Consider the following 12,247-nt stretch of genomic DNA (forward strand, 5'->3'; position numbering starts at 1 on the left):
AAAGATAAAAGAAAACAGACGATACAAGCTAAAGTTGATGTTCCAAAAAAAACTGCGGTAATTTTATAAACATAAGGATTTAAAAAAATTAGTGCATTTGTGGCAAACCGCAAGCGTTTCAAAAATTATTAAACCATCTGTTCGAAAAATTTCCATTGGAAATTGTATTCAGAACAAAAATTATGGTCAAAAAAAGTTCTTACATTTCTATACAATGACCTAATTGGGAGGAGCGGTCAATACACAAAAACAATCGAACAGACGACTTAATAATCACTAAAAACTAACACTAACCATACACTAACCAAAATGTATTTCTTTTTATAAACTAGAATGACAATTCATTCTGGAGCATATCATATTCTGTTTGCAGCTGATCTACTGCATATTTTACAATAGGAGAAAAATCTCCTACTTCTCTGCGGGTGAAATTTGAAATAGGCAAACCTCTTTTTTGCAAAGCATATTTAGCCACAATAGGATACACATCATGCATAACCCCCATATTAGACTCTAAAAATTGTTGTACTGCTGCTAATTCCTCTTTCTTAGAAGTATCATTATAATTGTCGCAAATCCAGACAATTAATTCCGGAAAAAAGTTCCCCTGAATACAGGACAATCCAGCCGAACCTGCTTTTAACGATTCGATAGCATGTACCATATACGCATCATACAAACCAAAATCAGGATTTTTTACCACACTCAGTTTTGCCTTAATCTGATTGATATCTAAGCTGGTGTCTTTATGGTAAATTACTCTTCCTGTATTGACAAAATCTTCTAACTGAGCCGCTGTCAGTACTCTTTTATAAGGAACCGGACATTCATAAAAACCCGTTGGAATTCCCGGTGTCAAATCCAGCAGTTGGTGTACATTATCAACAAACACAGCATCTGAATCTGTTTCTTTAGCCAGTAAACCGGATATCAAAATCACTGCATCAATTCCGGTACCGTATATTTTTTTAGTAAAATCGGCCTGTTGCGCAATGGTTCCTTCAAAAGTTCCCGTAGCTACAATTGGCACCTGACCTGCCACGACATCAACCACATGTTTGGTTACCTGAAGACGTTCTGCTTCGGATAATTCAAACATTTCACTTGACAAACAATTGGCAAATAAACCCGTAACTCCAGACTTTAAATACAATTCTGTAAGAGCTGTTAAAGTTTTGTAATCAATGCTGCCATCATTATTAAATGGCGTTAACATTACCGGAATAAATCCTTTTTTTGAATTGTTCATCGTTTTTTATTTAATAATTAGTGATTAGTGATTGGTAATCAGTCAAAAATCACTGCTTTAATCTTTATTCTTCCTTCTTTTTATTTTTTAAACACAAAAGCGCACTAAGATTTTTTTTCTTTGATGTCCTTTATAAAAACACAAACCTCACAAAGCCACTCTCTGCTTTCTTTTCTCTTGCTTCTTTACTCTTGCTTCTTTCCTCTAACTTCTTGCTTCCTAAATACTGCTTTCCAGTTTCTTCCCTCTGATTCTCGTAATAATAATTCCTGTCAAAAAGATACTCAGAGTACCTATTACAATAATCATATTGGTATCAAAAGGGCTTTTTAAAACCGGATAACTGGCCGCAATTTTATCTGAGAGTGACATCCATAAAATCACCACTAACCCAATAGCCGTTGCAATCATCGCTTCTAAATTTTTAGACTGTCTGCTCAGAATTCCTAATAAAAACAGTCCCAGCATTCCACCTGAGAATATTCCGCTCAGTTCCCACCAGATATCTAATACACTCTTAGTTCCTATCAGCATAATTCCAACACCCATTCCGGCGATTCCAAAAACAGCCGTAGCAATATAAAGCAGTCTTAAAAATTGTGTTTCCCCTAAATTAGGATTGAAATATCTTTTATAAATATCAATACAAAAAACCGTTGCCGTAGCATTCATCCCGGAACTGATGGTACTCATCGCCGCCGACATAATAGCCGAAATAATCAGTCCTACTAGTCCGGACGGAATTTCTTTTACCATAAACATTGGCATCACTTTATCACCATAATCTGATGGTTTCAGTGTTTGCGCTGCAGCCTTAATCTGTTCGGCAGTGCTTCGTAAAGGAAGTCCTTCGGCAGCTGCTTTTAATTTAACTCCTTCAATTAATTCAGGATTAATATGGTAATAAGCATACAGACAGGAACCAATAATAAAAAACAGCAATGAAATAGGCACATACATCAAAACACAAATCCATAAAGATTTAGCCGCTTCTTTTTTAGTTGTTGCCGCATGGTATCTTTGTACATAATTCTGGTCAATACCAAAGTTGTTCAGGTTGATAAAGAAACCATACAATAAGATCACCCAGAAAGTAGGCGAACTAAAATCCAGAGAAAAAGAACCCAGACTGAATTTATCATCGGCATTTCCTATTTCGATAATCTCACTTACGCCACCCGGTACTTTGTTGATGATAGTAAACAAAATCAATAAGGCTCCAAAAGTCAGCAAAACCGCCTGAATTACCTCAGTCCAGATTACTGCTTCAATTCCGCCCGAAACGGTATAAATTACAATACAAATACCCACAACCAGCATGATTGACTGCATATCATAACCCGTAAGTGCCTGTAAACTCAACGCAATTCCAAAGAATATCGAACCCATTCTGGCCAGTTGTGTAAAAATAAAACACACCACCGCATAGGTTCTGGCCCATAATCCAAAACGTTTTTCCAAATGCGAATAAGCCGAAACTTCCTGTACACTTCTGTAAAACGGAATGAATAATTTGTACGCAATAATGGCCGCAAAAGGCATCGACAAACTAAACACAAAAGCACTCCAGTTACTCCCAAAAGCTTTTCCCGGAACCCCTAAAAAAGTATTACTGCTCAGGAAAGTAGCATACAATGACAGACCTATTGCCCAGCCCGGAATGGCTCCCGATGCCTTAGTATACTGCTCTGAACTCTTGTTTTTTCTGGAGAAATAAATTCCCACGCCAATCATAATCATCAGGTAAATGATAATAATAGCGATATCTAATAATGGTAAATTTTTCATTTATTAAAGATGGGATTTTATATTCAGTTTCTCGCCATCAATACACATATCCTACAATGTATTGATGATTTTACAAAAATATCCCAAAACTACAACGATTTCCTATGAGATTTTTTCAAAAGATTATAGGATGTTATCACAATGCTTCTCGATACATTTTTGGCTTGTCAAGTTGCTGTTCAAAACAAATTCCTTCAAGCCAAAAACACTCGAAGTGACGTAACAGTAGTCAGTTCGAGTGAATTTTCGGAAAATGCGAATAGCTTTTTCCGAAAATTTGTATCGAGAACTATTTTTATAAGAAGCTGTTTCCTGCCCTCCGCTCCACTCTTATTTGTAGCCTTGTTTTTTTCTAAGTGCCAAAAAGGAGCTTCTTACAGTCGCTCTTTTGGCACAAGAAAAAAATACAAGCCTACTGCATCAGGAGTTCCACTGCGGTCAGGGCTAGGGGAATTGGAAAGTATTTACTTCCTGTTTTCCATTCAATATCCTTTATTTAGACATGCTAATAAGTTGTTCACAAAAACAGTTCTTACGCTTACAATTGTAGGCGGGTCAGTTGTAGGCACAAATCTAATTTTATAAACTATGAATATTAAAGAAAAATTTGGTCAAAAAGTAAAAATACTCAGAGAGCAAAAAGGAATCTCAATTGAGCATTTAGCCAACATTTCAAATGTGGACAGAAACTATATATCTGATATTGAGAAAGGTAAAAGAAACGTATCAATAACCATAATTGAAAAAATAGTCTTCGCTTTAGATGTTGACTTTACAACATTTTTCAACGACAAAAATTTTAAGAAATGAAGAAGCTAAATAAATATTCCGAAATAAGACAAAAACTTAAAATTGAAGTTGACAAAAAAACAGATAATGGTTTGGCTAAACTTACTCATTATTTACAAAATCACAAAAATGGTGTTTCACAATATTTCAAAAGTGAAGCTACAGAATATCTAACAAACTTACATGATAAATTAAATATTGTAGAGGAGCCTAATTTTCAATATTACTTACCAATAAAATGGGACATACCTTTCCCTTCTCCGGAAAATCCAAAATTTAAATTTATTGACCTGTTTGCAGGTATTGGCGGTATAAGGCTTGCTTATCAGAATTTAGGAGGAAAATGTGTTTTTACAAGTGAATGGGATACTTATTCAAAAAAAACTTATGAAGCAAATTTTGGAAAGGTACCATTTGGAGACATAACTCAAATTAAAGAAACAGAAATTCCAGATCATGATATATTGCTGGCCGGATTTCCATGTCAGCCATTTTCAATTGCCGGAGTTTCAAAAAAAAATGCTTTGGGTAGAAAACATGGCTTTTTAGATGAAACACAAGGAACTTTGTTTTTTGATATTGCCAGAATATTGAAACATAAAAGACCAAAAGCTTTTATGTTAGAAAATGTAAAAAATCTTGTATCTCATGATAAAGGAAATACATTTAAAGTTATCCAAAACACTTTAAAAGAATTAAACTATAATATTTATTTTAAAGTTTTAGACGGCAAGCATTTTGTTCCTCAACATCGAGAAAGAATTATCATTGTTGGATTCGATAACGGGTATTTTGAAGGAAAAGAAAATTTCAAATTTCCTGAAATGGGCGATACAAAATTTGCATTAAAAGATATTCTTTTACCCGAAGTTGATCCAAAATACACTTTATCGGATAAACTTTGGAATTATTTACAAGAATATGCTAAAAAACATAAGGCTAAAGGAAATGGATTTGGATTTGGCTTAGCAGATTTAAATGGAATTTCAAGAACAATGAGTGCCCGATATTATAAAGATGGAGCAGAAATATTAATTCCCCAAGAAGGAAAAAACCCTAGAAGATTAGTCCCAAGAGAGTGTGCTAGGCTTCAAGGTTTTCCTGATGAATTTGTCATTCCTGTTTCAGATAATCAAGCTTATAAACAATTTGGAAATTCAGTAGTTTCACCTTTAATGCAAGCTGTTGGTAAAAATTTAGTTGCAGAAATTGAAAAACAAAAGGCTAATCAGAAATTAAACACTCCGGAGCAACAATAGAATAATCCTGATAAATTAATTTTAATTTTATTAATAATGGAAAATGGTTTTCTTTCAAAATACTTTAAAGGCATAGTTGCAAAAAAACTTAGTCAAGTTGAAGTTAATCCCCAAGTTTCTAACCAACATGAATTTAATGGTATTAATGAATTTAAATCTATTTTAGGCACGGGAAAATCTATATATGAAGGTGTTTTTATATACCTAACCGATGATGAAGAAACTATATTAAATGAAGAAGGCTCCCTGACTTGGTATAACGCACGAGAAAATGATCCCAAAAGAAATGAATTTCGCCTTTATTATTCCAAAACTCAAATTATGGAAAAAGCTAATGCTGGTGATTTCTTATTAATTGGACTCACACATGATAATAAATTAGCTGTGGTAATAGCTCCAACGGGAACCACAGCTGAGCAGCAATTGCTTTGGCTCTTTGACATAGGTGAAATTGGAAACAAATTTATTTTCCGTGATATTTCCTCAAATGACATCAAACTTAATTTTGCAGGAAGACATATTCTTAATTCACTTGGTTTTGAAATTGATGAGACTGAACCTAGTTTCTTAGATTTGATACTTACAACATTTGGAAGTCAGTTTCCTTCAACAGCGATTTTTTCAAATTTTGCTCGATCTACGGTTGATAATGTCTGCCCAATTGAAGAACCTGATAAAACTTTAATTTCTTGGCTTGAAAGAGAAGAGATGCTTTTCAAAACTCTTGAGAAACATATTGTATCAAAAAAACTTGAACAAGGATTTGGAAAAAACGGGATTGATGTAGACGATTTTATTTCATTTTCATTAAGCGTTCAAAATAGAAGAAAGTCTCGTGCCGGTTTTGCTTTTGAAAATCATCTCGCATCTATTTTTAGATCTCAAGAAATAAGTTTTTCAAAGGGGGCAAAAACAGAAAGAAATAACAAGCCAGATTTTCTTTTTCCGTCGATAACAGATTATCATAATCTAGATTTCCCAGTTGAATTATTGACCATGCTTGGTGTTAAGACTACAGCAAAAGACAGATGGAGACAAGTTTTATCAGAAGCAGAACGAATTACTTCTCAGAAACATTTAATCACTTTAGAACCAGCAATAAGCGTAAATCAGACTGACGAAATGTTTGCGCAAAATTTACAACTTGTAATTCCACAATCTTTGAAGGAAACTTTTACAGCTTCCCAACAATCAAAATTATTAAATCTTCAAGACTTTTTACATTTAGTACGCCAACGACAAAATAAAATTATTTATTAATTAACTTAATTGTTATGGACGTCCACAATCCACAACAACGTTCTAAAAACATGCGTGCTATTAAAAGCACCGCAACAAAAGCTGAGATTGCTTTAGCAAAAGCGTTGTGGAACTTAGGATACCGATATCGAAAAAACAACAAAACAGTCTTTGGTAAACCGGACTTAACTTTTAAAAAACTTAAAATTGCCATATTTGTAGATTCAGAATTCTTTCATGGAAAAGACTGGGAAACCAGAAAGAAACCGCAAACCAACGCTGAATTCTGGATCAAAAAAATCGAAAGAAATATGCAAAGAGACATAGAAGTCAATACTTTTCTGGAATCCCAACACTGGAAAGTACTGCGTTTCTGGAGCAATGATATAAAAAACAACCTTACTAAATGTATCGCAGTCATTGAGTGTGAAATTGCTCAAAGAAAACCAAAAAACGGATAAACCTCTTCAATTCAACTTTTTTAGTACCTTTAAAAAAAGTTTTAAGAATCAAATTATGAAGACATTAGCCATCCTGTTATTTTCTTTTTTTATCCTGAGTGGTCAGGCACAGTTAAAGACTAACGATGCGATTCCGCTACAGGAAGAAGTGAAAAATTATACTTTAGAAACCGTAGTCGATGGCATTAACAATCCGTGGGGAATGGCATTCTTACCCGATGGTTCGATGTTGATAACCGAAAAATCAGGAATTTTATACCATTTTAAAAACGGTTCAAAAACCGAAGTCAAAAATCTTCCTGCGGTTTACAACCGCGGTCAGGGTGGTTTGATGGATGTGGTACTGCATCCTAATTATGCTCAAAACGGCTGGATTTACATTACGTATGCTTCCACAGAAGGCGAAGGCACAGGCGGAAACACCAAATTAATCCGGGCTAAACTGGAAAATGAAGCATTAACACAAATAGAATCTTTATACAAATGCGAACCCAATACGACTAAAGGACAGCATTTTGGTTCCCGAATTGTATTTGACAATACCGGTTATTTGTATTTTTCGGCCGGAGAACGCGGCAATCATTTTGTAAATCCTCAGGATATCACTCGGGACAACGGTAAAATTTACCGCCTGAATGACGATGGCAGTATCCCAAAAGACAATCCGTTTGTAGGAAAGGAAAATGCCAAGCAAGCTATTTATTCGTACGGTCATCGCAATCCGCAGGGCATGGCCATACATCCTGAAACGGGTGTTCTGTGGGAACACGAGCACGGTCCTCAGGGCGGTGACGAAATCAATATTATCAAAAAAGCCGCTAATTACGGCTGGCCGGTGGTCACTTACGGGATTGATTATGACAATTCGGTTATCAGTAACGAACAAACCAAATCCGGAATTGAAAATCCTGTTTATTACTGGGCGCCCTCTATCGCTCCAAGCGGAATGGCATTTGTAACCAGCGATAAATATCCCCACTGGAAAGGACATTTATTGGTCGGTTCGCTAAAATTTCAGTACTTGGAACTGGTAAAACTGGACGGCGAAAAAATCATTGGCAGACAAAAAATTGCGGCTGATAGCGGTCGTTTGCGTAATGTAGTACAAGGTCCCGATGGCTTTATTTACATGGGTGTAGAAGGTAAAGGAATTGTAAAAATCATACCCAACTAAATTACCGCAGATTCGTATATTTTTTATAATAATGTGCGGTAAAAAAACTGAAACATTGCTTCAATAAATTAAACCTAATTAGATTAACATGCTATTTACCAAAATAAATATTGGCGTAAGCTTATTGGTTCTGGGTGGTTTGTATCTTTCAAACCCAAACACTTTTACCAGCTCAGAAAATGAGTATTTCTCTATCACACAACAACAAACGCCTTTGCAAACAAGCATCGTCCGCGGCAAAGAAGTCTATACTGACTTTTGTATGCAGTGTCATCTGGCAACAGGAAAAGGAAACGGAACCAGCTTTCCTCCTCTGGACGGTTCTGACTGGCTAAAAAAGAAAAGAATCGAAAGCATTCATGCCGTGAAATACGGTCAAAAAGGCGAAATCACGGTCAACCAGAAGAAATTCAATACCATGATGCCGCCCATGGGCTTAAGCAATGAGGAAATAGCAGATGTGATGAACTACATCATGAATTCCTGGAGCAACAAAAACCCAAAAATGGTTACGGTTCAGGAAGTTGCTTCAATAAAACCATAAAGACGGTAAATTTTAATTTTAAGACAGAAACCGACGGTATTAAATACACTATCTTTGGTATTTAATACCATTTCTTTTTATGAAAAAACATGCTTTGGCAATCTTCACTCCTGTTTTATTTTTACTTTTTACCAATTGCAAACAAAGCGAAAACCACACAGAAGAAACTCCCCAAAAAGACACTATAGCCGTAAAAACGGATTCAGTTCCTAAAAAGGTTACTACTATTGATACTGTAGATTTCAACCGTCGCATGCTGGCATTAAGCAATCAGGACACCACCGGAAGATGGCCGGTAAAAGCGCCGTATCCTTTACCCGGAGCCTTATTGCCGTACCATAGAATTATTGCTTTTTACGGCAATTTATACTCCAAAAGAATGGGCGTTTTAGGCGAATATCCTAAAGATGAAATGCTGGCAAAACTTCAGGAAGAAGTTACGAAATGGCAGGCTGCCGATTCTACCGTAATTACTATCCCGGCATTGCATTACATTGCTGTTTCGGCTCAGGCGGCGCCGGGAAAAGCAAACCGTCATAATATGCGAATGCCTTTTAAACAAATTGATACGGTTTTAAGCTGGGCAAAACCTATTAATGCTTTAGTTTTTTTAGACATTCAGGTGGGACACAGTACGGTAAAAGAAGAAGTAAGCCAACTGGAAGAATACCTGGCTTTACCCAATGTTCATTTAGGAATTGATCCGGAATTCTCGATGAAAAACGGCGAGATTCCGGGTACAAAAATCGGAACTTTCTCAGCCGATGACATCAATGACGCAATTGATATTCTGGCAAAAATTGTTCGCGAAAAAAAATTAGCTCCAAAAGTATTGGTTGTTCATCGTTTCACTCAGGGAATGGTCACTAATTACAAAGCCATTAAAACCGTTCCTGAAGTGCAGATTGTGATGGATATGGACGGATTTGGCAGTCAGGTTTTAAAACGTTCTACCTATTTAAGATACATTTACAGAGAACCGGTTCAGTTCACCGGTTTCAAATTATTTTATAAAAATGACAACTGGAATGACTGGAAAATGTATACTCCGGAACAATTATTACAGTTTACTCCCAAACCAAGTTACATTCAGTTTCAATAATTTTAGCAATGAAAAAAGCAATAAGTAGCGCAATTGTAACGCTTTTTTTGATATCCGGCTGTCAGCAGAGGAAAAATACTGTTGCTGAAAAAGAAGTTAATATTACAAAAAACTCAACTCCTGCCAAACAAGAACCACGTCTGGTGGCTAATAATGCTGCAGCAATACTGGCTAAAAAAGAAGTGCCTGTTTTGTGTTATCATAATATCCGCGATTTTTCAGAATCTGCCGGCGAAATGACTAAAACTTACACCGTAAAACCTGCCAACTTTGCTGAACAGATGAAAGCCTTGGCCGATGCAGGTTATCATAGTATTTTGCCCAATCAGTTGTATGATTATCTGGTTTATAACAAAGCGTTACCTGAAAAACCGGTGATGATTACTTTTGACGATACCAGAGCAGAACAATACAGCATTGGCGCAGCCGAAATGAAAAAACATAATTTTAAAGGCGTTTTCTTTGTGATGACGGTTTCCATCAACCGGCCAAACTATCTGAGCTCAGCGGAAATTAAAGACTTATCTGATTCCGGAAACGGTATTGCAGCCCACACCTGGGACCATCATATGGTTACCAAATACAGTGGGGAAGACTGAAACATTCAATTGGTTAAACCAAAAGCCAGACTCGAAGCAATCATCGGAAAACCCGTCACTGATTTTGCTTATCCTTTTGGCTTATGGAACAAAGAGGCTATTCCTGAAATTAAAAACAATGGATACAAGATGGCATTTATTCTTTCTGCCAAAAGAGATTCGACTGCTCCATTATATACCATCCGACGCATGATTGTTTCCGGAAACTGGAGTACAGACAGAATGATGAAAGCAATGGAAACTACTTTTAAAAATGCGAAATAAGCAAAAGTTAAAAAAAGCCCATATTCCGGAGTCAGCAAGTCTTTAACTCCATCTAAAAATATTTTCTTAAAAATCTTTGGAAATCAGCCACATCCTTTTATTACTGGTTTAGATTGTTGAGAAATTTGAAAAAAAATTTAGTTTTAAAACACTAATTATCAAAAAACATATCTTCAAAAAAAGAATGCTGTATTAATTACAGTATTCATAACAAATTTAAATTTACATATCTTAAAATTTAGTAAATTAGCCTAAAGACTGATATTTTATTAATCAAATTTAGTTTTTATTAATTTTTCAATAATTGTTAGGATGGTAAATTTAACACCAAAATTAGGTCCGAAAGGATGGGATGAAATGTTTTCTAATGACGGGGTAAGGGATTCTTACAAACAGGTTCTGCAAACATTAGAGAGTTTAAATATTGACAAGCTCAATCTGAAACAGAAACAGGCTTCGGATATTTTCATGAACCAGGGAATCACATTTACGGTTTACAGCGATGATAATCAGGGCATCGAAAGAATTTTTCCTTTTGATATCATTCCCAGAATAATTACTAAAAACGAATGGCTGGAAGTTGAAACCGGAATTGCACAACGGTTAAAAGCGCTAAATCTGTTTCTGGAAGACATTTATAACGAACAGCTGATTGTAAAAGATGGCATCATGCCTGCTTCGATAATTGCTTCCTGCCCTCATTATATTCCCGAAGTACATGGTATTAAGGTACCGCATGACATTCATGTTCATATTGCGGGCATCGATTTAATAAGAGGGGAAAAGGGAGAGTTTTATGTACTGGAAGACAATTTAAGATGTCCCAGCGGGGTGAGTTATATGCTGGAAAACCGGGAGATTACCAAACGCATTTTTCCGGAAATGTTTCGTGCCAATAATGTGAGCATGGTGGCTAATTACCCGATGATTTTCCATAACATTTTAATTTCGCTTTCGCCAAGAAGCATCTCTAATCCTAATGTGGTTTTGCTGACTCCGGGTGTTTATAACTCGGCATATTATGAGCATACTTTTTTAGCCAGACAAATGGGAATTCCGCTGGTAGAAGGACGTGACCTTGTAGTGAACAATCACAAAGTGTATATGAAAACCACCTCAGGTCTGCAACAGGTAGATGTTATTTACAGACGTCTGGACGACGAATATCTTGATCCTCTGGTTTTTAAACCCGACAGTGCTTTAGGCGTTCCGGGCTTAATAAGTGCTTATAAAATGGGAAATGTAGCCTTAGTAAATGCTGTGGGAAATGGTGTTGCCGATGATAAAGCCATTTATGCTTTTGTGCCGCAAATGATTAAATACTACCTGAATGAAGAGCCTATCCTGAAAAATGTTCCAACGTATCAGATGGAAAACACAGAAGAACGTGAATTTGTATTTGCCAACATGGAAAATATGGTCATTAAAGAAACCAACCAGAGCGGTGGGTACGGAATGGTTATGGGAAACAAGGCTTCCGAAGAAGAACTCGAAGCTGCTAAAGTGGCTATTTTAAACAATCCCCGCAATTTTATTGCCCAGCCTATCATTCAGTTAAGCACCGTTCCCTGTTACATTGACGGCGAACTAAAACTGCGTCATGTGGATTTAAGACCTTATGCGCTTTGTGGTCCTAACGGAGTACAAATAGTTCCCGGCGGACTCACCCGTGTGGCACTTACGGAAGGTTCACTGGTAGTAAATTCCTCTCAGGGCGGCGGAAGCAAGGATACCTGGATTATGAAATAATGAAATCGAAATTGTTTTTTTAAACTTTAA

At 36.2% G+C, this 12,247-nt stretch carries 12 protein-coding genes; 10 read left to right on the plus strand and 2 right to left on the minus strand.

Translation table 11 applies throughout. The features are described from left to right. Positions 1–328: 328 nt before the first annotated feature. Entirely contained in the window at positions 329–1,249 is a 921-nt protein-coding gene (locus ACSV4D_RS02625) for a dihydrodipicolinate synthase family protein (RefSeq protein WP_439227029.1), read from the minus strand. 219 nt (positions 1,250–1,468) lie between these two features. Further along, positions 1,469–3,037: a sodium:solute symporter gene (locus ACSV4D_RS02630; RefSeq protein ID WP_408080216.1), complete on the minus strand. Its 1,569-nt coding sequence runs from the start codon at positions 3,035–3,037 to the stop codon at positions 1,469–1,471. 588 nt (positions 3,038–3,625) lie between these two features. Between ACSV4D_RS02630 and ACSV4D_RS02635 the strand changes: the two genes are divergently transcribed. From ACSV4D_RS02635 to ACSV4D_RS02680, 10 genes are all read left to right on the plus strand, one after another. Continuing rightward, positions 3,626–3,847 (plus strand): helix-turn-helix domain-containing protein, encoded by a 222-nt coding sequence (locus ACSV4D_RS02635; RefSeq protein WP_439227030.1) that lies wholly within the window; start codon positions 3,626–3,628, stop codon positions 3,845–3,847. Next, a complete protein-coding gene (gene dcm / locus ACSV4D_RS02640; RefSeq protein ID WP_439227031.1) occupies positions 3,844–5,085 on the plus strand; it encodes a DNA (cytosine-5-)-methyltransferase in 1,242 nt (413 codons plus the stop codon). Before ACSV4D_RS02635 ends, dcm begins: the two co-directional genes overlap by 4 nt. Positions 5,086–5,121: 36 nt before the next feature. Beyond that, entirely contained in the window at positions 5,122–6,345 is a 1,224-nt protein-coding gene (locus ACSV4D_RS02645) for a type II restriction endonuclease (protein WP_439227032.1), read from the plus strand. A 14-nt stretch (positions 6,346–6,359) separates the two neighbouring features. Next, positions 6,360–6,785 (plus strand): very short patch repair endonuclease, encoded by a 426-nt coding sequence (locus ACSV4D_RS02650; protein ID WP_439227033.1) that lies wholly within the window; start codon positions 6,360–6,362, stop codon positions 6,783–6,785. A gap of 55 nt (positions 6,786–6,840) precedes the next feature. Then, positions 6,841–7,959, plus strand: a complete 1,119-nt coding sequence (locus ACSV4D_RS02655) for a PQQ-dependent sugar dehydrogenase (RefSeq protein ID WP_439227034.1) — start codon at positions 6,841–6,843, stop codon at positions 7,957–7,959. A gap of 88 nt (positions 7,960–8,047) precedes the next feature. After that, positions 8,048–8,503, plus strand: a complete 456-nt coding sequence (locus ACSV4D_RS02660) for a c-type cytochrome (RefSeq protein ID WP_439227035.1) — start codon at positions 8,048–8,050, stop codon at positions 8,501–8,503. A gap of 79 nt (positions 8,504–8,582) precedes the next feature. Further along, positions 8,583–9,605, plus strand: a complete 1,023-nt coding sequence (locus ACSV4D_RS02665; protein WP_439227036.1) for a hypothetical protein — start codon at positions 8,583–8,585, stop codon at positions 9,603–9,605. A gap of 8 nt (positions 9,606–9,613) precedes the next feature. After that, on the plus strand, positions 9,614–10,204 hold the full coding sequence (locus ACSV4D_RS02670) for a polysaccharide deacetylase family protein (protein WP_439227037.1): 591 nt from the start codon (positions 9,614–9,616) through the stop codon (positions 10,202–10,204). Positions 10,205–10,213: 9 nt separating this feature from the next. Next, on the plus strand, positions 10,214–10,468 hold the full coding sequence (locus tag ACSV4D_RS02675) for a polysaccharide deacetylase family protein (protein WP_439227038.1): 255 nt from the start codon (positions 10,214–10,216) through the stop codon (positions 10,466–10,468). 312 nt (positions 10,469–10,780) lie between these two features. Beyond that, entirely contained in the window at positions 10,781–12,217 is a 1,437-nt protein-coding gene (locus tag ACSV4D_RS02680; protein WP_408080232.1) for a circularly permuted type 2 ATP-grasp protein, read from the plus strand. Positions 12,218–12,247 lie beyond the last annotated feature (30 nt).

The sequence above is a fragment of the Flavobacterium sp. ARAG 55.4 genome (assembly GCF_051846875.1).
Classification (GTDB): Bacteria; Bacteroidota; Bacteroidia; order Flavobacteriales; family Flavobacteriaceae; genus Flavobacterium; species Flavobacterium plantiphilum.

Bases quoted from the DNA above. Each gene is read 5' to 3' on its own strand.
- ACSV4D_RS02625 (WP_439227029.1), bottom strand. From the start codon at position 1,249: ATGAACAATTCAAAAAAAGGATTTATTCCGGTAATGTTAACGCCATTT.
- ACSV4D_RS02630 (WP_408080216.1), bottom strand. From the start codon at position 3,037: ATGAAAAATTTACCATTATTAGATATCGCTATTATTATCATTTACCTG.
- ACSV4D_RS02635 (WP_439227030.1), top strand. From the start codon at position 3,626: ATGAATATTAAAGAAAAATTTGGTCAAAAAGTAAAAATACTCAGAGAG.
- dcm (WP_439227031.1), top strand. From the start codon at position 3,844: ATGAAGAAGCTAAATAAATATTCCGAAATAAGACAAAAACTTAAAATT.
- ACSV4D_RS02645 (WP_439227032.1), top strand. From the start codon at position 5,122: ATGGAAAATGGTTTTCTTTCAAAATACTTTAAAGGCATAGTTGCAAAA.
- ACSV4D_RS02650 (WP_439227033.1), top strand. From the start codon at position 6,360: ATGGACGTCCACAATCCACAACAACGTTCTAAAAACATGCGTGCTATT.
- ACSV4D_RS02655 (WP_439227034.1), top strand. From the start codon at position 6,841: ATGAAGACATTAGCCATCCTGTTATTTTCTTTTTTTATCCTGAGTGGT.
- ACSV4D_RS02660 (WP_439227035.1), top strand. From the start codon at position 8,048: ATGCTATTTACCAAAATAAATATTGGCGTAAGCTTATTGGTTCTGGGT.
- ACSV4D_RS02665 (WP_439227036.1), top strand. From the start codon at position 8,583: ATGAAAAAACATGCTTTGGCAATCTTCACTCCTGTTTTATTTTTACTT.
- ACSV4D_RS02670 (WP_439227037.1), top strand. From the start codon at position 9,614: ATGAAAAAAGCAATAAGTAGCGCAATTGTAACGCTTTTTTTGATATCC.
- ACSV4D_RS02680 (WP_408080232.1), top strand. From the start codon at position 10,781: ATGGTAAATTTAACACCAAAATTAGGTCCGAAAGGATGGGATGAAATG.